Genomic DNA, 25,421 nt, shown 5'->3' on the forward strand with positions numbered 1-25,421 from the left:
TGCGACTCCCCTTCCGAAGCCGTCCCCCGTGTCCTCCTCCCCCGATTCCGTCTCCACGCTGAACAACGCCCAGATGGAGGCGGTGCAGCATCTGTCGGGCCCGTGCCTGGTGCTGGCCGGCGCCGGTTCGGGCAAGACGCGGGTCATCACGCACAAGATCGCGCGGCTGCTGCAGGCCGGCTATGCGCCGGGCCAGATCGCCGCGATCACCTTCACCAACAAGGCCGCGCAGGAAATGCGCGAGCGTGCCAAGTCGCTGATCGGCGCGCGCGCCGCGAAGCACCTGGTGGTCAGCACCTTCCACTCGCTGGGCGTGCGCATCCTGCGTGCCGAGGGCGCACGTCTCGGCCTGAAGGAGAAGTTCAGCATCCTCGACAGCGACGACGTGCTCGGCATCCTGAAGGACGCCGGCGGCACCACCGACGTCGCAATGGCGCGCCGCTGGCAGTGGACCATCAGCCTGTGGAAGAACGAGGGCCTGACCAGCGACGACGTGAAGCCCGAGACCGACGACGATGCGGTCGCGCAGAAGGTGATGAAGCGCTACGAGGAGCGGCTCGCGGCCTACCAGGCGGTCGACTTCGACGACCTGATCGGCCTGCCGTACCGGCTGCTGAAGCGCGACGACGAAGCCCGCGCGACCTGGCAGAACACGCTGCGCTACGTGCTGGTCGACGAATACCAGGACACCAATGCGATCCAGTACGAGCTGTTGAAGAGCATCGTCGGCGAACGCGGCATGTTCACCGCGGTCGGCGACGACGACCAGAGCATCTACGGCTGGCGCGGCGCGACCATCGAGAACCTGCGCCGGCTGCCGCAGGAATACACCGCGCTGAAGGTGATCCCGCTGGAGCAGAACTACCGCTCCACCGGCCACATCCTGCGTGCGGCCAACAACGTGATCGGCCACAACCCGAAGCTGTTCGAGAAGAAGCTGTGGAGCGCGTTCGGCGACGGCGAGCCGGTGCAGCTGGTCGAGTGCGACAACGAGGAGCACGAGGCCGAGCGCGCGGTCGCGCGCATCCAGGCGATCCGGGCCAACGGCGCGGCCGACGGCGTGCAGTTCAAGGATTTCGCGATCCTGTACCGCGCCAACCACCAGGCGCGGGTGTTCGAGAAGGCGCTGCGCAAGGCCGAGCTGCCGTACAAGGTGTCGGGCGGGCAGAGCTTCTTCGACCGCGCCGAGATCCGCGACCTGTGCGCCTGGCTGCGGCTGCTGGTCAACAACGACGACGACCCGGCGTTCCTGCGCGCGGTGACCACGCCGAAGCGCGGCATCGGCCACCAGACGCTGGGCAGCCTCGGCGAGTTCGCCGGCAAGTGGAAGACCAGCCTGTACGAGGCGCTGTTCGCCGAGAGCCTGGGCACCGCGATCAATGCGCGCGCGATCGGCTCGCTGCACGAGTTCGGCCGCTACATCAGCGACTTCGAGTACCGCGCCCGCCACACCACCGGCTCGGAAGATGCGAAGGCCTTGCTGATGGGCTGGCTGAAGGACATCGACTACGAGAAGCACCTGTACGACGGCGACGACAGCGAGAAGGTCGCAGCCTCGCGCTGGTCGAACGTGATCGACTTCATCGACTGGATCGCCAAACGCTGCGGCGGCGAGATCGAGAACGACGGCGGCATGAGCATCGAGACCGAGCGCACCAGCGTGCTCGACGTCGCGCAGACCATCTCGGTGATCATGAGCCTGGCCGAGCGCGGCGAGGAACAGGACGTGATCACGCTGTCGACGCTGCATGCATCGAAAGGCCTCGAATGGCCGCATGTGGTGCTGGCCGGCGTCAATGAAGGGCTGCTGCCGTTCCGCAGCGACGACGAAGAGATGACGCCGCAGCGGCTCGAGGAAGAGCGCCGGCTGATGTACGTCGGCATCACGCGGGCGCGCACGACGCTGGCGGTCAGCACGCTGCGCCGCCGCAAGCGCGGGCGCGATTTCGTGCAGGGCATCCCGAGCCGCTTCATCGGCGAGATGAAGCTGCACGAGGCCGGCCCGAAGGAAGACCCGCGCGAGAAGCTGAAGGCGCTGCGCGCCGCGGCGCTGGCGCGCGCCGAGCAGGCGAAGGCCGCGGCGCCGGGGGCGGCATGAAGCCGGCCGGATGGGCGCTCGCCGTGCTCGCCAGCGCCGTGCTGGCGATCGCGGCCGGCGACGGGCTGATCGCGTCGCACTGGCTGTTCGTCTTCAAGCCGCTGACCACGCTGCTGGTCATCGCGTTCGCATGGCCGCGCGGGGCCGATGCCCCGGCGCGGCGGCGCTGGATCCGCGTCGGGCTCGGGCTGTCGCTGGTGGGCGATGTGGCGCTGCTGTGGCCGGTGCAGGGCTTCCTGCCGGGGCTGGTGGCGTTCCTGCTGGCGCACCTGGCCTACATCGTGGCCTTCACGCGCGGGGTGCGCTTCGCGGCGTGGCCGGTGGCGTTCGCCGCGTATGCGGTGCTGGCCGGCGCGATCCTGGCGCTGCTGTGGAGCGGCGTGCCGTCGGCGCTGCGGCTGCCGGTACTGGCCTATGTGGCCTGCCTGTCGGCGATGGCGGCGCAGGCGATGTGCGCGTGGCATGCGGCGCATGCCGGCGGCGATGGGCAGGCGGTGCGGCTCGCGCGCCATGCCGCGATCGGCGGTGCGGTGTTCGTCGCGTCGGACGCGTTGCTGGCCACCGACCGGTTCGGCGCGCCGCTGCCGTTGTCGGCGCTGTTCGTCCTGGGGACCTACTGGGCGGCGCAATGGCTGATCGTGGTGTCGATGCGCGCGGAGAAGTCGAACGAATCGTTGTCGGAGCAGAAGTGATGGACGTGGATCCGGTTCAGACGGTGGAGTCGCTGCGCGAGGAGGCCTCGGCGGCGGCGCGGCGCAATGCGCGCCTCAATGCGACGGTGGCGATCAGCGTGGCGATCCTCGCGACCTTCATGGGCATCTGCAAGGTCAAGGACGACAACATCGTGCAGGCGATGCAGCAGGCGCAGGCGGACAAGCTGGACCATTGGTCCTACTACCAGGCCCGCAATGTGCGGCAGGAGGTGGCCGAGGCCACGCTGACGCAGTTGCGCCTCGCGCGGGCCGGCCGCAGCGGGGCCGAGGCGGCGGCCTACGACACCGAGATCGTGCGCTACCAGGCGCTGGCGGCCGACCAGCTGAAGAAGAAGCTCGAGGTCAAGGCGCAGGCCGAACAGGACCAGAAGACCTATGACGCGCTGAACTTCCGCGACGACCAGTTCGACCTGTCGGACGCCTTGCTCGCGATCGCGATCGCGCTGCTCGCGGTGACGGCGCTGACGCAACTGTGGTGGCTGTACTGGCTGGCCTGCGTGCCGATGGGCTTCGGCATGCTGATGGGTGTCGCGGGCCTGGGCGGCCTGGGCATCCACCCCGATGCGCTGGTCAGGCTGCTCAGCTGAACCACCGGCCCTGTGCGGTGAGCGAGCCTCGCATGCGCCTGCTCCGGCTCACATCCCCTTGAACAGGCCGGTGAAGCTGCGCGACACCTCCAGCTTCTCACCGTGCCCCTTCACGCTGACCAGCTGGCGCCCGCGCAGGTCGCGCGTCACGCCGGCGATTGCCTGCGTGTTGACGAGCGTCGAGCGGTGGATCTGCCAGAACTGGTTCGGGTCCAGCTCGTCCAGCAGCTCCTTGATCGGCTTGCGGATCAGCGCCTCGATCGTCGCCGTCTGCACCCGGGTGTACTTCTCGTCGGAGATGAAGAACAGCACGTCGTCGACCGGGATCATCTGGATGCTCTGCCCGACCGTTGCCTGGATCCAGCGCAGCCGCTGCGGCGCACTGCCCGGGCTCAGCTGCAGCGCGAGCTTCTGCAGCAGCTGCTGCATCTCGGGCCCGGCCACCGGCGGCGCGTCGTTCGTCGCGGCGCGCTGCGCGAGCCGCTTGCGGATGCGCTCGACCGTCAGCGCGAGCCGCTCGCGCTCGGCCGGCTTCAGCACGTAGTCGACGACGCCCTGCTCGAAGGCCTCGACCGCGTACTGGTCGTAGGCGGTGATGAAGACGATCTCGCAGCCGTCCCAGTCGTCGTCGCCGGCGGCCAGCTGGCCGATCTGGCGCGCCGCCTCGACCCCGGTCATGCCCGGCATGCGGATGTCGAGGAAGACCAGGTCGGGCCGGTGCTGCGTCGTCAACTCCACCGCCTCGAGCCCGTTCTTCGCCTCGGCGACGATCTCCAGTTCGGGCCAGACCTCGGCGAGTCGCGCGCGAAGCTGCTCGCGCATCAGCCGCTCGTCGTCGGCAATCACAGCTCGGATGTTCATCCGTGGATCGTAGCCGCAGCGGGCGCCTGCGCGTCCTTCGGCTTGCGCTCGAGCAGCCGCCACACCAGCCACAGCAGCCCGGCGAGCAGCAACACCGGCGACAGCATCAGCCCGGCGGCCAGCAGCGCCACCGCGATCGCGATGCCGATGGCCAGGCTCGCCAGCAGCAGCGGCAGCCCGACGCCCACCATCAGCACACACGGCACGACGACCGCCAGCACCAACCCGACCACCAGCAGGCAGACGGTGGCCACCAGCCAATGCCCGGCTTGCAGGGCCGGCAGCGTCCACGATTCGCCGTCGACGGTGACATGGATGCCGTCGGTCGGCAGGCTGTGCAGCAGCGCCGCCGCCAGCAGGCCGGCCATCACGACGGCACTGAGGCCGACACACAGGAAGACCTTGAGAACGCGTTTCATGCGGAGGCTCCTTCAGCGGACTTGGAACGGTAGGGCACGGTGATCGTCACCAGCGTGCCGCCGCCGGGGTTCTCGGCGACCGTCAGGCTGGCCTTGCTGCCATACAGCAGTTGCAGGCGTTCGCGGATGTTCGCGAGGCCGATGCCGGTGCCGGCGGTCGCGGCCTTGCCGAAGCCGAGGCCGGTGTCGGCCACCGTCACCGCGAGCTTGCCGTGCACGATCTCGGCGCCGACCGTCAGCGAGCCGCCCTCGGCCTTCGGCTCCAGCCCGTGCTTGATCGCGTTCTCGACCAGGCTCTGCAGCATCATCGGCGGGAACTCGGCCGACAGCAGGCCGTCGCTGACGCGCACCTCGGTCTGCAACCGCTCTTCCATCCGCACCTTGAGGATCTCCAGGTAAGGGCGGATCACCGCGAGCTCGCGGCCGAGGTCGCGGGTGGCCTGCGCATTGGCCTCGCGCATCGTCGGCATGCTGGCGCGCAGCAGCGCGATCAGGTTCTTCTGCATCCTGCTGGCGCGCGGCGGGTCGGTCTCGATCAGGTGGTCGATGCTGGCCAGCGTGTTGAACAGGAAATGCGGCTCGACCTGCGCCTGCATCGCGGCCATGCGGGCCTCGATCACCTGGCGCTTCAGCGCCTCGGACTCGGCCATCTCGGTGGCCACCACCGCCTGCGCCTCGGCCTTGAAGCGGCCGGCGGCCATGATCTTGATGATCATCGAGATGAAGATCAGCAGGAAGGTGAAGCCGGGCAGGTGGTCGCCGGGGCGGAAGCCCTTGATGGTGATGGTTTCGACCTCGTCGTCGGCCGCCATCTTCTCGAGCACGCGGTCGGCGGCCTCGCGCTGCGCATCGACCGCGGCCTCCTGCGCCTCGGCGATCGCGCGCTGGATGTCGGCCTTGGCCTCCTCGACCGCGGCGCGCACCGCTTCGGTGTCGGCGTTCTTCGGCAGCTTGACCTCGATGCTCGGCACCGAGATCGTGATGCCGGAGGCGGCCGATGCCGCAGCCGATGCCGCCGCGGCCGGTGCCCCCGGGCCGATGCGCACCCCGCGGTCGTCGATCGTCACGCCGCCGGCGCGCACGCCGTTGTCGTCGATCTCCAGCGGCCCGATGCGCACGCCCTTGTCGTCGATCACGACCTCGAACGGCTTGCCGGCGATGGTGACGTTGGCGTGCTTGCTGCCGTCGGCCGACGACGCGGCGCTGGCCGGAGCGGACGGGGCGGCCGGCGCCTTGCGCTTCGGGCCCTTCACCATGATGCGGTCGTCGGTCCAGCGCAGGTTGAACGGCGGCAGGTCGGACAGGATGCCGGAGGCGATCAGCGCCAGCACCGACAGCACGATGAAGCGCTTCCAGCTGATGCTGTCCAGCCAGCGCGCGTAGGCGCTGAAGGTGCGGCGGGCGGCCGGCAGCATCGAGCCGGTGAAGCCGGGGGCGGCGGGCGGGGTGGGACTGGAAACCATGCGGCCACTGTAAGCGGCGGCGCGGCGCCGGCGCGAGCGCCGGGCGACGCTCCGGCCGATCGGCCGGACAGGCTGCAGCCAGCCGCGATGGAACGATCCCGGATGCCAATCCGGGAACCGCCGGCCGGCTACAGGAAGCCGAGCTTCTTCGTCGCGAAGTTCTTCAGGTTCGGCAACACGGTCGCCAGCTGCGTGTCGCTGGCGCCGAACCAGCCGAGCATCGTCGCGGCGTACTGGTCGACCGAGGTGGTCGGGATCCAGCGGCCCTGCAGCTCCCAGCTGTCCTTGCCGACATCGTCCGGCCCGCCGAGCGTCAGCGTCGGGAACGTGCCGTAGCTGGCGCCGCCCTTCACCGCGCCGCCGAGCACCAGGTGGTTGCTGCCCCACGCGTGGTCGGTGCCGTTGCTGTTGTTCGGCGTGAAGGTGCGGCCGAAGTCGCTCTGCGTGAAGGCCGTCACCGCGTCGGCCATGCCGAGGTTCTTCATCGCGGCATAGAACGCGCCCAGCGCATCGCCGACTTCCTTCAGCAGGTCGGCGTGCGCGCCGGTGGTCGGCCCGCCGGTGACCTGGTTCGCATGCGTGTCGAAGCTGTCGATCGACGCGAAGAAGATCTGCCGGTTGCCCTGCACCGTGCCGTTGGCGGCGATCAGCTTGGCCACCTGGTACAGCTGCTTGGCGAGGCCGGTCTTCAGCGTGTTGGCGGAGACCAGCGGCGCGAACGCGCTGTCGATCGCCGCCAGCGCGCCGGTGCCGCCGGGCGTCACCGCCACCGTCGCGGCCAGGCGGTCCGACACGCTGAAGGCATTGCGCTGCGCCGCCGCATAGGCGTCGGCCAGCGCCGCATCCTGCGCCTGCGCGTACAGCGAATCGATGGCCTTCTTGCGCGCGGTGTTCGACGCGTTGTTGGTCAGGTCCTTCGGCTGCAGGTTGTAGGCGCCGAAGGTCGCGCCCGGGTCGGGCAGCACCAGCGGCGTCTGCGCCGACGACAGCCCGAAGCGCGTCGATCCGGCGACCGAGATCACCGGGTTCGCGGTGCCCAGCGCCTCGGACGCGCGGCCGCCCCAGCCGGTGCGGGTCAGCGAATCGGAGGTGCCGGTCTCCCACAGGATCTGCTGGTCGGAGTGCGAGAACAGGTTGTCGGGCAGCAGGTCGGAGCTGCTCGCCGCGGCGCGGTACTGGTCCTTCGTCAGCGGCGAGTTCAGCGTGCCCAGGTTCAGCACCGGCGCGAGCTTGCCGTCGCTCCACGCGGTCGACAGCGCCGCGAGCGACGGGTGCAGCCCGTAGTTGATGCCGGCCAGGTTCACCAGGCTGGCCTTCGGGATCGCGAGGCCTTGCCGCACGTTGGCGTACTGGTCGTAGCGGGTGTCCGTCGGCACGATGGTGTTGAAGCCGTCGTTGCCGCCGTACATGAAGAGGCAGACCAGCGCCTTGTAGTCGGCCGCGTAGGCCGGCTTCGCGCCGAGCAGCAGGTTGGACAGCGTGCCGGTGCCGAGCGCGCCGGCCAGCGTGGCGCCGGAGCCGAGCAGCCAGCGGCGGCGGTCGATCGACAGGGGAGCGGAAGAGCGGGTCATCGTGCAGTCCTCAGCGTTGGACCTGGTAGTTCGGCGAGGCGAACACGAGGTAGGCGGCCATCTTCACGCGGTTGAGCTTCTGGGCGTCGGTGCTGGCGCCCGACACCGACACCGCGGCGATCACGTCGGTGCGCGGCCCGGCCGGCAGCGTCTGGCCGATCGCGAGCATCGACAGCCGGTCGACCAGCTTGGCCGCGTCGGTGGCGTCGGCGGTGAAGGCCGACAGGTCGACGAGCGTGCCCACCGGGTTCGGCGCGCCGCTGCCGGCCGGCTTCGTGCCGCCCCAGTCGAGCAGGTAGGTCAGGAAGTTCAGGCGCTCCAGCGCCGAGTTGGCGTTGTGGATGCCGAAGGCCGGGCCGACCAGCGCGGTGCCGGGCACCGGGTAGTCGGGCGGGTAGTAGTTGAAGACCGACGGCGGACGGAACACATGCTGGCGCAGGCTGTCGCCCCACCACCAGCTCAGCGAGTCGCCGTCGGTGTTGCCGTTCAGCGCGCGCAGCGTGCCGGTGAACATCAGCGTCGGCTCGCGCAGCTTGCCGCTGTTGCGCGTCGCGGTCTCGGCACGCGCTTCGCTGTCGAGCAGCACCGCGGCGACGGTGGCGGCCAGGTCGCCGTTCCTGCCGCTGCCCCAGGTCTTGTCGAAGTACGTGTACTTGCCGCTGCTGAAGGCGGCCGACACGCGGGCCACGTACTGCGGCGTCGGGTTGCTGGTGACGAGCTGCTGGATCAGCTGCTTGCCGATGAAGGGCGCGGTGTTGGGGTGCGCCATCAGGCTGTCGAGCACGGTCTCGAGCGCGGCCGGGGCCTTGGTGCCGGCGGCGAGCTTCGCGCCGCCCAGCAGGTCGCGCGCGGCGGTGTCGTGGAACTTGTCGACCGCGACCATGTCGCCGTTGTAGTAGCGGCAGTTCATGCCGGTCGGGTAGCAGCCGTACGAGGTGGCGCCGCCGGCCGGGTAGGTCCAGCCGGTCAGCGCGAACGCATAGGCGCGCACCGTGTCGTTGCTGTAGGTCGGCACGCACTTGCCGGTCTTCAGCGAACCGTCGGTGTGCAGCTCGCAGGTGCCGATGCTGAACAGCTGCAGCAGCTCGCGCGCGTAGTTCTCGTTCGGCGCGGCCTTGTCGTTGTTCGCGTTGTTCAGGAAGTCGCCCATCACCGGCGACAGCGTCACCTTCTTCAGCACGTCGCGGTAGTTGCCGAACGCGTTGTCGAGCAGGTTGTTGTAGTAGACGCGGAAGCCGTAGTTGCCGCTGACCTCGAGGCTGTTGACCACGACCACCTGCTGCAGTGCAAACGCGACGCGCTGGCGCAGCTGGTCGGGCTGCCTCACCGCGTTGCGGTAGAAGTCCCACAGCAGCGGCTCGGTCGAGAACCAGTCGCGCCAGCAGTCGGCCTCGTTGACGTGGGCCGGCAGCTCGCAGAAGTCGGTGCTGCTGGTGTTCTGGTGGATCTCGCCGGTCTTGCCGCTGGTGTAGCGCGAACTGTTGAGCGCCATCTGCGCGGCGATCCAGCTCGCGGCGCCCTGCGACTTGATGTCGTTGACGAGGGTCTCGCTCGGGCCGAAGCTGGCCTGGTCGGCGAGGCGGACGGCATCGCGCTGGGTGGCGGAGGCCGGTGCGGTGGGGGCCGGTGCTGGCGCGGGTGCGGGTGCTGGCGACGGTGCGGGGGCTGGGGCTGGGGCTGGGGCCGGTGAGGGCGACGGGGCCGGCGCAGGGGCGGGGGCAGGCGAGGGTGACGGCGCGGGAGAGGGCGCGGGCGCAGGGGCCGGCGCGGGGGAAGGGGACGGTGCCGGCGTCGGCGCATCCGACACCGGCGGCGGGGCGCTGGTGTCCTCGCTGCCCTTGCCGCCGCACGCGGCGAGCAGCGCGACGCTGAGGAATGTGGCCGCCAGGTGTCGGCTTCGGTGGCCGTGGCTCAAGGCATGGCTCAGGGCGTTTACAAACGGCATGACGCGTCTCGCTTGCTTGCAAATGTGGCGCTTCGTGTCAGCCGGTCACGCCCGTTCGGGGCGTGTTCCGTCAGGACACGGCGGTCATCCCCGGCGTGCGGGGTGCAGGCAGCAAGGGCAGCAGGATCGGTGCCCACGCACGCGCGCTGAGCCGCCAGCCTTGTCACGCCATCGACGCGTGACGCGTCGGTGGCGGGGTTCGCATGGGAATCGTCTGAACCTGCACACAAGATGAATGCGCTGGGCGGGCGGCTTGGCCGCCTTCCGCGATGACCACATCGCCTCGATCTCTTCGTCCGCGCCGAGGCGGCCCATCCGGCACTGCTGATGGCATCGACCATGTTCTCGACAATGCGTCGGTGCTCACCGACGCAGTCGTCCTCCGCGCGCACCCTGCACGACCCTTCGGGCTTTGCGTAGGGTTTCACCGTGGTGTGGCTGATTGCTCGGTCCGCACATCTCCCGACCAGCGGTATGCCCCCGACGGGATTCACCGTGCCACCACTGTTCGTCTTATCAATTTTTTAATGTCAGGTTGAAGGAATCAAAGCCTTGATCGCTAAGCAGAAGGCGCACAGTCGCATGGGTACCAAACTGCAATTCAAGCTCGCCTTTCTGGCTGAAACCTGCACTCGTGACAACTTGACCAATCAGATTGATGAAGCTCACCGCACCCTTCTGGAAAACCCCCAAGTCTTCGTTTTTGCGCACCGTCACCGTCCCGTCGGTGCCAGCCACTTCGAATCCCTCCTCTATATCAATAAGCGCGCTGTCGGAAAAATCACCTGTTGCTGATAGAGGGTACTTGACGAATTTCAAAGTTATATAGTCGATTGCCGTTAAAACCGAGCAGAGTTGTTGCCCGATCAATCGGAGTTCGTCGCTAGATTTTTCACTTTTCATGATCATGGCTTTGGTACCGGTATCGGGTATCCAGGAGGCAACGGTACGTGCGTTTGCCCTTGCGTTCCGCCGAAATTGCCTTTGGCGGGGTTGTAGGCGCCGACTCCCGGCTTATTCCAGCGCCAGTAACCATCTTCCAATCCAGGAACAGGACTGGAACCAGGTGGGTCAACTCGAATGTGCTCGCTCCCCTTGTCACTTGATCCTGGCTCAACCCCTGGCGGGGTGGCGATTATTCCACCAGGGCGACGCGGGTTCGGAACAATTACCCAGCCGTCCGGGATCGGCGGAGCCTGGGGTGGATTTGTGATTGTCTGTGGATCCTTGGGCGGTTTTGCATTGTTTGTACTTGGTGAAGAATCGGGCGCCGCATCTGCCGCCTCGGCAGGCGTGGTCAGCTTATCCCCAGAGGCTCCCGAGCTGGCGACAACGTTGTTCATGAACGTTGCCAATGCCTCCCGATTCTCGTAGACGACAGAGCCCACGGCGATCGCGAGAAGAACAACCCGACCCGCCGGGGTCAGTCCCACGATGAGCCGAGACCCTCTGAGCAAGGCTTGCCCCTGAGGACTGACCGCAAAGTTCTGCAGCGCGCGCAAACCTTCCGCCGCCAATGCCGTGAAGGCCGCAACGCATGAAGGATTTTGCGCACAGCTCGGCGGATCCATCTTGGCTTTGACTGGAATTGCCGGCAGCGTCGTTTCCGGAGGCCCGTCCTCGTACCCGCTCGGATCGATGGCGTTCAGCGGATCGTTGCGCACATAGCTGTAGCGGTTGTAGCTCTGGCTGTGCCCCGGATGCGAGACGAACGGGTCGGCGCTGATGAAGCGCGCCAGGAACGGGTCGTAAACCCGGCCGTTCATGTGCACCAGGCCCATGCTGCCGCGGTCCAGGTGCTCGTGCCCCGTGTAGCCTCGGTCCGTGCCCACGGGTTGGATCAGGTTGAGCGGATCGGCGGCACCCACGGTCGGGCCGTTGGCCACGCGACGGTCGCCCCACGGGTCATAGGCCATCCGCTCCATCGCCAACCCGGCCGCATCGGTGACCACACTGATCGAGCCCAGGTGATCTGCCAGCAGGTACTTCACGTCTTCGGTGCCATTGCTGCGCCGGGTATGAATCGCAACGATCCGGCCGTCGACGGTCACGTAGTGCTTGAATTCAATGAGGCCGCTCTGGTTGCTAACTTCCTTTTCGAAGTGGGGTGAATCGAGGTAGACCGTCCTCAGTGAGTTGCCACCTTCGGCCCATGTCTGCTGCACACGCTGGTGCTCTGACCCATACAGGAAGCTGCTGACGCCCGACCCGTTGGCCAGCGTGGCCGGCATGTTGAAACTGGTCCATCCGATGCTGCGGCCGGCTCCCGTCACCATGTTGCCGTTGGCGTCATAGCCGAAGCTGGGGCTTGCCACGCCGTTGAGCGTGCCGCTGACGCTGGCGACAGCATGCGGTCGCACGCTGCTTGATCCGCTCGGGTTGTACGAATACGAGCCGACGTCCTGCTTGCTCTTCACGTTGCCGATCGAGTCGTAGCTCACGGACTTGACCGCGGCGCCCATCGGGGCGCCCGCCGCCACCAGTTGCTCGGTGGTCAGACGGCCAAGGTTGTCATAGCCGAAGACTTCATCCGTGCCTGTGACCAGATCCTGCCGGCGCTGCATACGGCCCAGGTTGTCGTAGTTGTAGATCTGGTTCTGGATGCTCGTCGGAGTGGCCGCAACGCCGGCCTGGACCGTGCTCAGGCGACCCGTCAGTGGCTCATAGCTTCGAGTGCTCGACAGGCCGTTGCCGTAGCTTTCGCTGACCACCTTGCCATCCGCATTGGCGGCGGTGCGCGTCCAGTAGGTGGTGGCACCGTTGCCCACGCTGCTCAGGAAGCCGAGCGGCGTGTAGTTGTATTGCAGGCTGAGCGGCAGTGCACCCGTGCTGGCGGGATAGGTCACGCCTTGCAGCCGGCCGGCATCGTCATAGCTCCACCGCACCACATAGTCGGCATCGACATGATGGATCTGCGTCGTCAGCCGTCCCAGGCTGTCGTAGGCATTGCGACGCCAGTAGCCGTTGTCGGCCGTCGCTTCGCACAGTTGGCCCTTCGCCTTGTTGCAATCGACACCAGCCTGCGTAGCCTCGAAGTACCAGCGGCTGGTCAGGTCCGGCTCGTGCCGCTCCGTCATGCGACCGAGGCGGTCGTAGACATAGTCCGTCCCCTGCCCCTTCGCATCGGTGAGGTGGGTCACTTGGCCGAGGTTGTCCACCGTGTAGGTCCAGCGCCCCAGGTCGGGATCGTTCAGCGCGGTCTTTCTGCCGCGCAGGTCGTACTCGGTCACGATCTCGTTGCCCTTGGCATCGGTGCTCTTCGCGAGGTTGCCCCACGCATCGTAGGCATACGTCACAGCACTGGCATCCGCCGAGCCTTCGGCATTGACCGAGGTGACGAGTCGGCCCTGGCTGTTGACAGTCTCACGGGTCACCACGCCGTTGACGTTGGTCGTGGTGCGGTTGCGGCCGTCGTAGCCGTACACGACCGTCGTGTCATCAGGCAGTTGGGCCAACACGACGCGCCCCAGTGGGTCATGGCCGAACTGGGTCCAACGAATGCGCGGCTCACCGATGCGGTAGTTCGCTGCCTCATAGGCCACGCGTCCCAAGTTGTCGAACAACCGCTCCCGGTAGATGTCTTGCCCGTCGAATCCCGACTCGACACTGAGCACCGGCCGGCTCAATGAGTCGTAGTAGATCCGCGACGGCGGTGAAACCGTCACGCCGCTGGCGACCACGGTTTCGGTGCGCTTCACCACGAAGGCCGACGCTCCTGTACACCCGACGCAGGCCTGGTAGGTGAGCGACTCGCGTGTGCCGTCCGCACGGGTCGCGGTGAGCAGTCGCCCGAATGGGTCGTAGGTCCATTCGGTGGTCAGCAGGTTCGGGCCCTGCAGCGTCAGCATGGTCCCGAGTCGCCAGTCGAAAGTTCGGGTCTCGCGATGACTCAACGCGTTGTCGATGGTGAGCGGCAACCGCCCCTGCGCGTCATAGGCCAGCGTGGTCTCGGTGCGCGGCGTGATCTGGGCTCCGCTGACATTGCGGGTCTTGAGATTGCCGTAGTCGTCATAGGTGAAGTCGGTCACCAGCCGAAGGTTGGTCTGCGCGCCGCCACCGTTGTTCGGCTCGGTGATGCGCTGCTGGAGCAGCCCGTTCGAGAAGTAGCTGTTCGAGGTGGTTCGAGTGCTGCCCGGTGCATTGGGGGCTGTGGCCGAGACGCTCACGACGGCCGGCTGGCAAAGGATCCAGTTTGCCGTGTCGTTCGCGTAGTTGACCGACAGTGCCATGCTGAAGCCGTCCGGCGCGCCGCTCGATGTCTTGTAGACGGTCGCGACTTGCTGCGCATTGCCACAGATCGGGTCGTAGGCACTGGCCGTTGTCTCGACCCAGTTCTTGAAGGCCCCGTTGTGATCGTTCGTCTTCTCGATCGTGGTGGTGGCCTGAACCGTGGCAACGCCCCCTTGAAGATTGGTGTCGTACCCGTAAGTGGTGTCGGTCAGCACCATGCCGGTATCGCTGATGAACTTCACGCTCTGCGGAAAGCCCGTCAGTGGGAACGACTGGTATCTACTGCTGCGGGTCCGCAGGCCCGTTGGCGAGATCACGCTGACAGCCGCATACCCGAGGAAGCCGCGCCCCGACAAGTCGACCCGCGATCCCTCGTAGGCATATCGATCCTCGTACGTGCCCCCCATGCCATCGCTGGTCACGACACGCTGGACGACATGGCTGGTGTCTTGAAGGTCGAGGCTGGGATACGCAGCACCACTGCCCTTGGTATAGACGCCCAGATCCGTGAGCGGTCGGTACTCGACGGAGGCCGAAGCGCCCAGGCCATTGACGACGCCCGCGAGCTGGTCGGGGATCTTGGCGGGTGCCGAGATGCAATGCGGCGTGCTCGCCGTCCCAGTGCCTGTTCGATAGCAGAGGTCCGCCTTGCCGTCACCCGTCGCGTCCGCGACCGAGCCATGCCTGTCCCACGTGCCGAGGGGAGCCTGGAATGTCGTCCCGAACCCCGTCCCGGTCGACAACGTGCACTCCAGGTACGCGTTCGGGCTGGCCGTGCCGGTGACCCAACCGCGCACGCGGCAGAAGTCGGCCTTGCCATCGCCGTTGACGTCGGGCCACATGCGGGAGGTGTCCATGGCGGCCGATCTCGCGTAGCCGACCTGGAGCGTGGTAGACGTGATGGTGTCGCCGAAGCCGACACCGGTTGCCAGCGTGCACAGCAAGGATCCAGTGGGGTCGTCGGTGTTGTCGGTCGTGCTCTCCACGCGGCAAAAGTCGGCCAAACCATCACCGTTGACATCGACCCACGCGAGCCCCTTGCCGACAGCGTCCCCGAGCGATACCGTTCCAGTGGCCTTCTCAGTCGCGAATCCGGACGGTCCCCACTGGCGACAATGAGCGCCCGTGATATCTACGTAGCAAAGCGACAAGATGCCGTCGCCGGTGATGTCGACCCAGTCGGCCGACTTGACCGAGCTGGGCATGGGACCCTGAACCACCGCGGGTGCAAACCCGGTGCCGGTCGAGAGACTGCACTGCGCCCAATACGGCGTCTGGAATCCGTAGGTGATCGCACAGTGATCGGCTCGGCCATCACCGTCGACATCGATGAACTGGTTTCGGCTGTGGATGCGCGTCGCCCACGAAGGCACCTGTATCGTCGCCAGCACACCGTCCGCCTTCATGGCGAAGCAAACGTTCTGCCCGCAGATATCCTGGACACCGTCACCGTTGACGTCGACGAAAAACACCTCGGCACTGAGGAGTGATCCCACCTTGAGCGGCAGCGCAGGTGCATCGCCGGGCCGGGTCAGTGCGCACAGCACGTCGAAGATCGTCGGGTCTTCGATGCCGAGCGGAACATTGGCGGTCACGGCGCAGTGGTCCGGGCGGCCGTCTCCGTTCACATCCATCCAGTTATCCCTTGCCAAGGCCCCGGTGAACAGCGCTCCCCATTGCTGCTCGTCGCTGGGCAGGTCGACGGTGCTGCCGACGAAGCCCACTGGTGCGTCGTTCCAGGTGAACGTCGTCGCTGGCAGGCACACACCGCTGCCCGCGCATTCGGTGATGTCATTGACGCGCGAGCGCCCAGTCGACATGCCAATGGAATAGGCAAGTCGATAGTCCTTGACCAGCGTGGAGCCGGCGTAGGTCTTGACGTGCGCCAACCGTGCCGTGCTGTTGATCTTCGCGCCCCGCACATACCGCAGATCTGCATCGGGCCTGGCGAAGTCGTATTCGAAGCGGACCGAGTTGTACGGCAGGATCGGCGTGCTGGCGATCGCATTGCCGGTGTAGTCGATGCGACTCGGATAGAGCTGCCCGGTTGCAGCGTCGAACGTGTACGTCACCGTGTAGAAGTTGCCCCGCGCGTCGGTCACCTTGTTCAGCGCCCATTGCAATGGCGTGGCCTGGCCCGAAAGGATCATTCGCGCATCGGCGGTGGCGCCGTACTCCACCAGGGTGCCATCGCGCCGCCATGCCTTGAACGAGGCGGGCCCGTTCCCGCTGGTTCCCATTGCGACAACCTTGACGTAGCCGTCCACTTCCGTGCGGTACTCGCTGAACGGAACGCCATACGCGCCACTGCCCACGAGATTGAGTCGCTGTCCGTCCATGCAGAATCGATCATCGAAGGTCAGCAACACGCCGGCACGCACGCCGTCTTGCGCCTGGGTGCGCGGGCAGCGGGTGATCGCGCCGAGACCCGCCAGCGACCAGCCCATGCCGATCACGCCGTTGCCGCCGGTGCTGTCGTACTGCAAGGAGACCGCGGGCACCATCCCCGCCGTACCGGGCGGGACGGTGATCGGGACGTTGTACTGTGCCGCTCCGATGGCGTTCACCGTCAACGCGCCGGCCAGCGTGCCGGGCATACCGCTGCCGTTGGAGGGCAACGGCGCATTGAATTCGACGTTGATGCTGATGGCCGCCGAGGTCTTGACGGCGCCCTGGTTGTCCGTCGCGCGAGCGCTGACGGTATGCGTTCCCGCAGCCACGTTGCGCCAGACGAAGTTGTAAGGCGGGGCCGATGTCAGTGTGGCAATCACGCTGGCACCGTCGAGCAGTTCCAGCTTGGCGATGCTTCCATCGGCATCGCTCGCGGTGGCGCTGAGCGGAATATCCCACCCGGGTTGGTAGGTCACACCGTTCATTGGCGCAGCCATCGCCACGACCGGCGGCGCGTCGACGCTGAAGTTCACGGCCGCAGAGTCGACGGTGGCCCCGCTGTTGTCGACGGCACGCGCCTGCACGCTGTGCGCGCCGGTGGCGTTGGTGCTCCAGACCAGCGTGAACGGCGCACTCGTCGCCGAGCCTGCGAGAGCACCATCCACGCGGAATTCGACCTTGGAGATACTCCCATCGACATCGCTGGCCTGGGCCACAAGGTTGACCGTAGCCGGCAAGCCGTTCGTGATGACGGTCCCGTTCCCCGGCGAGGTCAGCGAGACGGTGGGCGCCTGGTTCACCACCCAGTTGAAGGCGGTGGAGTCCGTGGACGCCCCATAGGCATCCGTCACACGCGCCACGATGCTGTAGCTTCCGCGACCAACGCCGGACCAGTTGAACGCAAAGGGAGGTGCGGTCAGTGCCGCGGAGATCGCAGTCCCGTTCGCGAAGTAGGTGACGTTGCTCACTCCACCAATGCTGTCGCCAGCAGCGGCCTGCATCGCAAGGCTACCCGGCGCTAACCCGTTCGCATTGGTGGTACTCAGCGAAACCGTCGGGCGATCGTTTGCAATGACGGCGACGGAAGCTGAATTCTGGGCAAGGCCACCGTTGTCGGTGGCACGCGCCACGATGCCGTAGCTTCCCGGTCCCATGCCGCTCCAGGTGAACGCGTACGGCGGCGCAGCGAGCGCGCTGCTGATCGCGGTCCCATTGGCGAAGTATTGAACGGAGGCAATGCTTCCGTCGACATCCGATGCCGTTGCGGTCAGGCTGAAACTGCTCGGTGCCGTCGAGACGGTGCCATTCGCAGGCGTCGTCAGCGTCACGCTGGGAGCCTGATTCACCACCCAGCTGAATGCAGCAGTGTCTGTCGTCGCGCCGTAGGCATCCGTCGCACGCGCAACGATGCTGTAGTTCCCCCTGCCGACACTGGCCCAATTGAAGGTGTAGGGCGCCACACCGAGCGCCCCTGAGATCGCGTTGCCATTGGCGTAATAGGTGACGCTGCTGACGCCTCCGACACTGTCAGCGGCGCTCGCTTGCAGCGTGATGCTGCCGGGTGCAACGCCGTTGGCGTTTGCCGTACTCAATGCAACGGTCGGACGGTCATTGGCCACTACGGCGACGGCCGTGGAGTCTCTCGTGAGTCCCTCGTTGTCGGTGGCCCGGGCGACGATGCTGTAGCTTCCGGCGGACATGCCGCTCCAGCTGAACGCATACGGAGATGCAGCAATTGCACCACTGATCGCGGCACCATTTGCGAAGTATTGAACCGAGCTCACGGTGCCGTCCGAATCGGACGCCGAGGATGTGAACCCGAAACTGCTCGGCATGGTCGACACCGTGCCGTTGGCCGGTGTTGTGATACCGATGTTGGGCGCCTGCATCGCGACCACATTGACCGTCACCGTCACCAATGCGCTGGAGGTCACGCCCGTCCTGGCATCATCCGTCGCCTTCACGCCCAGCGCGTGCGTACCCGGAGAGACACCGGAAAAGGTGTAGGTGTAGTCGGAGTACGGTCGCTCCAGATCCGGATCTTGTCCGTTGGACGTGATCGTGGCATTGCCAAGCAGAGTTCCGTCCAGATAGACGCCGACGTTCCGGATGGGGAACGTGTAGGGGCCGCCGGTGGTCACAACCACATCGCCCATGGCGCGCCCTGTCACGGTGACGTTGACCGTGCCGGTCGTCCGCAGGGTGAGGTTGTTCGCCGGCTGACTGATGGCAACGGTCGGATATGCGCATCGCGTGTTCACGCATCCGGCCACGGCCGCAGGGGCGGCGAGCCAGCTTGCCACGTAGATCGCTGCAAAGGCGTACGTGCCAGACGCTGCTCGTTGGAATGCGCGGCGCATGGCGCCGCCATCGTTCCTTTGGAACTTCATTGATTTCCTCCCTCCATTGGCTCGAGCGCGCAGGCCTTTGACTTGTATGCGGCCAGACTGCTGAAGAGCCATGCAATATAAAAATCCGATGGCTTGAGCATCCACTTGAAATAGCGTCTGCCCATCGGTTGCGACTGATTACAACAGCGCGCACGGAAGCAAGTCAATAGCGTGGCGCCTGCAGCCGTTACTCCAGTCGCATCGTGGAGCCACGAATGCCGATCCATCGTCATCTTCTTCTCCCTGATCAAGCGGGTTGCGATTGCGAACGCGCAGTCTTGCGATCCCGCTCAGCAAGCGTCAGGTGAAAGATGTCCGGGTCAGCTTTCTCAGATAGCGGGTTCTCGAAAAGTGATGGCCCGTCTCAGACGTCATGCACGCCCGCGCCGTCAACACGCAACGCGCCCTGCCTCGCCAATTCAGCCACGAGGTGCTTGCAACCGGTCGACGCATCGGCCCAGCCGAGCTGCCGAGCGATGCCGGCGAACAGCCGCGTGCCTTCGGCCCAGGCCAGCAGGCCCGGCCAGTCCTGCGCGCGCTGCTCCATCAGGTGGTACTTCAGCAGCACCTTCGCGCCGTGGCGCGCGTGGCGCAGCGGGTCGGCTCGGAAGCCGGCCAGCCGCGATCGGGCGCGCGACAACGCACCGGCCACATCGTCGAACGGCGCGCCGTGGCCCGGCAGCACCACTCGCACCGGCAGGCGCTCGATCAGGTCGAGCACCGCGGCGACCTCGTCGAACGCATCGACGCCGTCGAGCTCCGGGAACACCACGCCGAAGCCGTTCTCCCACAGCGCATCGGCCGAGACGAGCACGCCGTCGCGGTCGTCGAACAGCATCAGCGACTGCGGGTCGTGGCCCGGTGCCGCGAGTGCCTGCCAGCGGCGGCCGCCCACCTGCAGCACCTCGCCCGACGCGAGCGACGACTGCGCGCTGAAGCGCTCGCAGCGCTGGCCGGTCGCGCGGTACGACAGCGCGTCTTCGTCCCAGGCCTGCACGGTGTCCCAGCTCGCGCGTGGCACCGTGATCTCGGCCCCCAGCGCGCGCTGCAGGCTCGCGTTGCCGCCGCAGTGGTCGGAGTGCAGGTGCGTGTTGACGATGCGCGCGAGCGGCGCACCGGCCAGCGCCTGCGTCACCAGCGCCAGCGTCTGCGCGGCATGCAGGCAATGCCCGCTGTCGATCAGCACCGCGCCCTCGTCGGGCCCGCCGTGCAGCAGCACGTTGTTCGACGACAGCCAGCCGCGCTCCAGCACGGCGATGCCGGCCGGCAGCACCACCGTCATTGGCGGATCGCCTCGATGCCGATCTGCAGCTTCACGGTGTCGCCGACGAAGGGCAGCCCGTAGGTGATGCCGAAGCCGCTGCGCGAGAACTCGGCCTCGAAGTCGCCGCCGCAGACCTCGCGCTTCAGCACCGGGTGCGCGTAGCAGTTGAAGCTCGCGGCGCGCAGGCTCACCGGCTGCGACGCGCCATGCAGCGTCAGCTCGCCGCGCAGCTCCGCCGGCTGGCCGTCGACGAAGCGGAAGTTGCTCGCGACGAAGTAGGCCTGCGGATGGTTCTTCACGTCGAGGAAGCTGCTGCTGCGCAGGATGGTGTCGAGCGGCGCGACGCCGCTGTTGACGGTCGCGGTGCCGATCGTGATCGACGCCTCGCCGCGCTGCGCCGCGCGCTCCAGCGTGACGTGGCCGGCGATGTCGTCGAAGCGGCCACGGCTGGTCGAGGTGCCGAAGTGCCGCACCTCCCACTGGATGTGGGTGTGCGCCGGGTCGATCAGGTAGACCGCCGTCGTGTCGGCTGCAATCGAGGCCGGGGCAGGGGTGGGTTCGGCAGCGGCTTGTGCGGCCGCCAAGTGGGCGCCCGCCAGCAACGCGGCGCCCAGCAGGATGGCCCGCGCCGATGCGGGTTTCACAGGAGTGAGGATGAACGACATGCGTGCTCTCGGTGCCGACGGGCTGTCGATAATGCGTCATCCGGCCGATTGCTGCCGCCAAGGATGTCCATGCCCGCAGTTCCGGCGGAAACCTCCGAGCCCTCGTCTCACTCCGGTGTCGACCTGGCGCGTCGCATGGCCGACGAGCAGACGGCCCTGCTCTACCACCGCTCGCACACCGCCACGCTGACCGGCGTGCCGTTCGCGCTGCTGATCTGCTGGGGGTTGATGCCGTATGGCACGCCGGCGCAGCTGTGGGTCTGGTTCGCGATGCGCTGCAGCGTCTCCACCGTGAGGCTGGTGCTGCGCCAGCGCTTCTTCGCGCAGGCCGAGCCGGCGACCCATCCGTGGCGCGGACGGCTGCTGGCGGTGCTGGCGCTGGACGGCTTCGTCTGGAGCCTGGCCGGCACCTGGCTGATCCCGCAGCAGCACCCGGACATCGTCGCGCTGATGATGGCCTCGCTGGTCGGCGTGTCGGCGGTCGCGGTGTTCGTGCTGCAGGCCGCGTCGTCGGCCTGCGTGGCCTTCCTGGTGCCGCTGCTGTTGCCGTCGGTGCTGGTGCAGGCGATGCAGGGCACGCGCGCCGGCATCTTCACCGCGATCGGGGTGCTGTTCTTCCTCGGCCTGATGCTGTGGGAGGCGCGTCGTGCCGAGCTGCGCATCCGCGAACTGCTGCGGCTGCGCTACACCACCGACCGCATTGCCGAAGAACGCGCCGAGGCGCTCGCGCTGGCGCAGCGGCAGAGCAGCGTGAAGAGCCAGTTCCTCGCGACGATGAGCCACGAGATGCGCACGCCGCTGCACGGCATCCTCGGGCTCGCGCGTCTGCTGCGGCGCCAGCCCGAGGCGCCGACGCCGGCGCAGTGGGACGTGATCGAGCGCGCCGGCGAGCACCTGCTGGCGCAGATCAACGACATCCTGGATTTCTCGCACCTGCAGGGCGGCACCATCGCGCTGGCGCAGCAGCGCTTCGATCTGGCGCAGCTGCTCGACGACGTCATCGCGCAATCGTCCCTCGCGGCGAGCGAACGCGGGCTGCTGCTGCAGACCCGGCTGACGCTGACGCGGCCGGCGCTGGTGGTCGGCGATGCGGCGCGGCTGCGCCAGGTGCTGCAGCAGCTGCTGGGCAACGCGATCAAGTTCACCGAAGCCGGCTCGGTGACGCTGACCGTGAAGCACCACCCGGTGCGCGGGCGGCTGCGCATCGACGTGCGCGACACCGGCATCGGCATCGCGGCGGTCGACCGCGGCCGCATCTTCGATGCGTTCCAGCAGGGCGACAACTCGTTTCGCCGCCGCTACGGCGGCACCGGGCTGGGCCTGACGATCGCGCGCGAGCTGGCGCGGGCGATGGGGGGCGACCTGCTGTTCACCAGCGTGCCGGGCGAGGGCTCGAACTTCCGCCTGACGGTGACGCTGCCCAGTGCGCCGGCGGATGCGCCGGCCGAGGTGGTCGCACCGAATGGTGCGCGCCTGCTCAGCGGCCATGTGCTGCTGGCAGAGGACAACCCGGTGAACGCGCTGGTGGCCGAAGCGGCGCTGCAGGGATTGGGCCTGTCGGTGCAGGTGGTCGGCGACGGCGAGCAGGCGGTGGCTGCTTTCAAGGCGCGCCGGCCCGACCTGGTGCTGATGGATTGCCAGATGCCGCTGATGGACGGTTTCGAGGCGGCCCGCCGGATGCGCGAGCACGAGCAGGAATCGGGCGACGGCCGGCGCACACCGATCGTCGCGCTGACGGCCAACGCGATGGACGGCGACCGCGAGCGCAGCCTCGCCGCCGGCATGGACGACCACATCGCGAAGCCGTTCAGGGACGATGCGCTGTGGGCCACGCTGCGGCGTTTGATGGCGACCTGATCCTCAGTGCCCGCCGCCCAGGTACGCCGCCTTCACCGCCGGATCGTTCTTCAGCCGTTCGGCCGGGCCGTGCACCGAGATGCGGCCGTTCTCCAGCACGTAGCCGTAGTCGGCGACGTTCAGCGCCGCGGCAGCGAACTGCTCGACCAGCAGCATCGTGACGCCTTCGGATTTGAGCCGCGCGATGATGCGGAACACCTCTTCCACCAGGATCGGCGCGAGCCCCATCGACGGCTCGTCGAGCAGCACGATCTCGGGGTTCAGCATCACCGCGCGCGCCATCGCGAGCATCTGCTGCTCGCCGCCCGACAGCGTGCCGGCCAGCTGCTCGCGCCGCTCCTTCAGCCGCGGGAACAGCTCCAGCGCGCGCTCCAGGTCGGCGCGCACGTCGCCGCGCGGGCGGCTGCCGGTCAGGCGCGGAAAGGCGCCGAGCGTCAGGTTGTCGGTCACCGTCATGGTCGCGAACACGCGCCGGCCTTCGGGCGAATGCGCGAGCCCGCGCTGGGCGATGTGGTACGACTCCAGGCCGTCGATGCGCTGGCCGTTCAGGCTGATCTCGCCGGCGCTCGGCTTGATCATCCCGGAGACGGCGCGCATCGTCGTCGTCTTGCCGGCGCCGTTCGAGCCGATCAGCGTGACGACCTGGCCCTTCGGCACCTCGATCGAGATGCCGTGCAGCACCTGCACCTTGCCGTAGCCGGCTTCGAGTTTCTGGATGGTCAGCATGTCGTGGTCATCCTCATGTCGCCTGGCCGCCGAGGTAGGCCTCGATCACCTTCTCGTCCGCCTGCACCTGGGCCGGCAGGCCTTCGGCGATCTTCTGCCCGAAGTCGAGCACCGACACGGTGTCGCAGATGCTCATCACGACGTCCATGTGGTGCTCGATCAGGATCACCGTGATGCCGTGCTCGCGGATCTTGCGGATGATCGCGATCAGCTCCTTGATGTCGGGCGCGGTCAGGCCGGCTGCCGGTTCGTCGAGCAGCAGCAATTGCGGGTCGAGCGCCAGAGCGCGGGCGATCTCGAGCAGCCGCTGCTTGCCGTACGGCAGGTTGCGCGCCTCCTCGTGCACCAGGCCGGCGAGGCCGACGAACTCCAGCAGCGCGAGCGCGCGCTGCGCGGCGGCGCGTTCCTCGCGGCGGTAGCGCGGCGTGTGCAGCGCGACGTCGACCAGGTGGCTGCGGAAGCTGTGGTGCAGCCCGACCTGCACGTTCTGCAACGCCGTCATCTCGCCGAACAGCTGCACGTTCTGGAAGGTGCGGGCGATGCCCGACAGCGCGATGTCGGCCGAGGTGCGCCCGACCAGCGAGCGGCCGGCGAACGCGAGCGTGCCGCCGGTGGGCGTGTAGATGCCGGTGAGCACGTTCATCATCGTGCTCTTGCCCGAGCCGTTGGGCCCGATCAGCCCGTGGATGGTGCCGCGCCGCACGCTCAGGTCCACGTTGTTCAACGCCTTCAGCCCGCCGAACTGCATCAGCACGCCGTTGGCGACCAGCAGTTCCGGCGCGCTGTGCTGCGCGGCGGTCGACACGGCGTCTTTCGGTGCGGTGGCCGCATCGACGGCCGGCACCTCGACGCGGCTGTGCCAGTTGAGCGCATTGCGCACGAAGCCGATGATGCCGTCCTGCAGGAAGTACACGACGAACAGCGTGATGACGCCGAAGATCGACAGCCGCCAGTCGGTCATCGTGGTCAGCACGAAGGACACGCCGGCGAGCGCGAGGCTGCCGAGCACCGGCACCGCCACCGCGCGCGGCGTGGCCTTGCCGCGCTTCAGTGCGACGGCGGAACCCGCTGCGACGCCGATCGCGATCAGCACCGCGACCCAGCGGAACAGCTCGATGTCGTCGAGCAGCTTGGGCAACATCACGATGATGGCCGCGCCGAGCAGCGCGCCGCTGCGCGTCTTGCGCCCGCCCATGATGATGGCCAGCAGGAACATCACCGTCAGCTCGAAGTTGTAGGTGTTCGGCGAGATGTACTGCTCGGAATACGCGTAGAGCGAGCCGGCCAGCCCGGCGAGGCCGGCGCTGATCACGAACGCATAGACCTTGTAGCGGTACACCGACACGCCCATGCAGTCGGACGCGACCGGGCTGCCGCGCAGCGCCTCGAACGCGCGACCGAGGTGCGAGCGCAGGATGCGGTGCACGACGACGAGCGACGCGACCAGCATCGCGACCACCACCCAGTAGAAGCCGCGTTCGCCGAGCTGCCAGCCGAACAGCAGCGGCTTGTCGAGCTTGATGCCCATCGGGCCTTCGGTCAGGAAGCTCATCTCGTTGATGAGGATCTGCACGATGGTGCCGAACGCGAGCGTGACCATCGCGAGGTAGGGGCCGGTGACGCGCAGTGCGGGCAGTGCGAGCAGCGCGCCGAACGCCGCGGTGACGGCGATCGCGGCCGGCAGCGTGATCCACAGCGGCGCGGCCAGCTTCATCACCAGCACGCCGGCGGTGTAGGCGCCGATGCCGAACAGGCCGGCATGGCCGAGCGAGACCTGGCCGGTGTAGCCGACGACGATGTCGAGCCCGAACAGCACGATCGCGTAGATCATGATGGTCTCGACCAGGTGGATGTAATACGGGTTCTCGATGCCCAAGGGGAAGGCAACGAGGGCGGCCACACCCACGACCGCCGCAGTGAGAGTTGTTCGTTTCATGCTTTGCTGCTTCTGCGTGTCGCGGGGGGCGAGGGGATGGGCTGGCGGCTCATGCCGGGGCGGTCGGCCCTGGCGGGCCGACTGCACGAAGAAGCTCGGCTTTGGGGATGCATCGGCAAACTCCCTCCGCTCACTTCGTTCGCTGTGGTCAGACAGTGCCGATGAGTCAGTCCACGAAGCGCGCTGGCGCGCGCCATCCCCAAAGCCGATCTTCTTCGTCGCCCCAGAAATCGCCCCCAGCCCATCCGTCATGTCCTGCAGCGTGACCTGGCGCTGTTCGGTGAACGTGGCCTCGCCGGATTTCA

15 protein-coding genes are annotated in these 25,421 nt (G+C 67.4%); 4 read left to right on the top strand and 11 right to left on the bottom strand.

Annotated elements, in window-relative coordinates:
* The first annotated feature begins 73 nt into the window (after positions 1-73).
* Genes ASC98_RS02440 through ASC98_RS02450 form a run of 3 tightly spaced genes read left to right on the top strand, consistent with a single transcriptional unit; the run spans position 74 to position 3,398 of the window.
* Positions 74-2,098, top strand: coding sequence for a UvrD-helicase domain-containing protein (locus tag ASC98_RS02440; RefSeq protein ID WP_082541819.1), 2,025 nt, complete (start codon positions 74-76; stop codon positions 2,096-2,098).
* Positions 2,095-2,790, top strand: a complete 696-nt coding sequence (locus ASC98_RS02445) for a lysoplasmalogenase (protein WP_056803946.1) — start codon at positions 2,095-2,097, stop codon at positions 2,788-2,790. Before ASC98_RS02440 ends, ASC98_RS02445 begins: the two co-directional genes overlap by 4 nt.
* A complete protein-coding gene (locus tag ASC98_RS02450) occupies positions 2,790-3,398 on the top strand; it encodes a DUF4337 domain-containing protein (protein ID WP_056803949.1) in 609 nt (202 codons plus the stop codon). Before ASC98_RS02445 ends, ASC98_RS02450 begins: the two co-directional genes overlap by 1 nt.
* A 48-nt stretch (positions 3,399-3,446) precedes the next feature.
* Here ASC98_RS02450 and ASC98_RS02455 read toward each other — a convergent pair whose 3' ends face one another.
* The 9 genes from ASC98_RS02455 to ASC98_RS02490 all read right to left on the bottom strand — a co-directional run bounded on the left by ASC98_RS02455 (position 3,447) and on the right by ASC98_RS02490 (position 20,597).
* Complete coding sequence (locus ASC98_RS02455; RefSeq protein ID WP_056803952.1) at positions 3,447-4,259, bottom strand: LytTR family DNA-binding domain-containing protein; 813 nt, start codon at positions 4,257-4,259, stop codon at positions 3,447-3,449.
* On the bottom strand, positions 4,256-4,678 hold the full coding sequence (locus tag ASC98_RS02460; RefSeq protein WP_056803955.1) for a hypothetical protein: 423 nt from the start codon (positions 4,676-4,678) through the stop codon (positions 4,256-4,258). Before ASC98_RS02460 ends, ASC98_RS02455 begins: the two co-directional genes overlap by 4 nt.
* Positions 4,675-6,141, bottom strand: a complete 1,467-nt coding sequence (locus ASC98_RS02465) for a histidine kinase (RefSeq protein WP_082541820.1) — start codon at positions 6,139-6,141, stop codon at positions 4,675-4,677. The genes ASC98_RS02460 and ASC98_RS02465 overlap by 4 nt, the downstream gene beginning before the upstream one ends.
* Positions 6,142-6,269: 128 nt before the next feature.
* A complete protein-coding gene (locus ASC98_RS02470) occupies positions 6,270-7,712 on the bottom strand; it encodes a DUF1501 domain-containing protein (RefSeq protein WP_056803960.1) in 1,443 nt (480 codons plus the stop codon).
* Positions 7,713-7,722: 10 nt separating this feature from the next.
* Entirely contained in the window at positions 7,723-9,627 is a 1,905-nt protein-coding gene (locus ASC98_RS02475; RefSeq protein ID WP_235581144.1) for a DUF1800 family protein, read from the bottom strand.
* Positions 9,628-10,173: 546 nt separating this feature from the next.
* A complete protein-coding gene (locus tag ASC98_RS30010) occupies positions 10,174-10,560 on the bottom strand; it encodes a DUF6188 family protein (protein ID WP_157597857.1) in 387 nt (128 codons plus the stop codon).
* 2 nt (positions 10,561-10,562) lie between these two features.
* A complete protein-coding gene (locus ASC98_RS02480; protein WP_056819560.1) occupies positions 10,563-18,668 on the bottom strand; it encodes an Ig-like domain-containing protein in 8,106 nt (2,701 codons plus the stop codon).
* 364 nt (positions 18,669-19,032) lie between these two features.
* Positions 19,033-19,950 (bottom strand): MBL fold metallo-hydrolase, encoded by a 918-nt coding sequence (locus ASC98_RS02485; RefSeq protein ID WP_056803973.1) that lies wholly within the window; start codon positions 19,948-19,950, stop codon positions 19,033-19,035.
* Positions 19,947-20,597 carry a YceI family protein gene (locus ASC98_RS02490; protein WP_056803976.1) on the bottom strand — a complete coding sequence of 217 codons (651 nt, stop codon included), beginning with the start codon at positions 20,595-20,597 and terminating at the stop codon, positions 19,947-19,949. Before ASC98_RS02490 ends, ASC98_RS02485 begins: the two co-directional genes overlap by 4 nt.
* A 69-nt stretch (positions 20,598-20,666) precedes the next feature.
* Between ASC98_RS02490 and ASC98_RS02495 the strand changes: the two genes are divergently transcribed.
* Complete coding sequence (locus tag ASC98_RS02495) at positions 20,667-22,454, top strand: ATP-binding protein (RefSeq protein WP_162249260.1); 1,788 nt, start codon at positions 20,667-20,669, stop codon at positions 22,452-22,454.
* Positions 22,455-22,457: 3 nt separating this feature from the next.
* Here ASC98_RS02495 and ASC98_RS02500 read toward each other — a convergent pair whose 3' ends face one another.
* Both ASC98_RS02500 and ASC98_RS02505 read right to left on the bottom strand, forming a co-directional pair.
* On the bottom strand, positions 22,458-23,180 hold the full coding sequence (locus ASC98_RS02500; RefSeq protein ID WP_056803981.1) for an ABC transporter ATP-binding protein: 723 nt from the start codon (positions 23,178-23,180) through the stop codon (positions 22,458-22,460).
* Between the two features lie 13 nt (positions 23,181-23,193).
* Positions 23,194-25,116 carry an ATP-binding cassette domain-containing protein gene (locus ASC98_RS02505; protein ID WP_056803984.1) on the bottom strand — a complete coding sequence of 641 codons (1,923 nt, stop codon included), beginning with the start codon at positions 25,114-25,116 and terminating at the stop codon, positions 23,194-23,196.
* Between the last annotated feature and the right edge of the window lie 305 nt (positions 25,117-25,421).

This window comes from Rhizobacter sp. Root1238 (assembly GCF_001425825.1).
Classification (GTDB): domain Bacteria; phylum Pseudomonadota; class Gammaproteobacteria; order Burkholderiales; family Burkholderiaceae_C; genus Rhizobacter.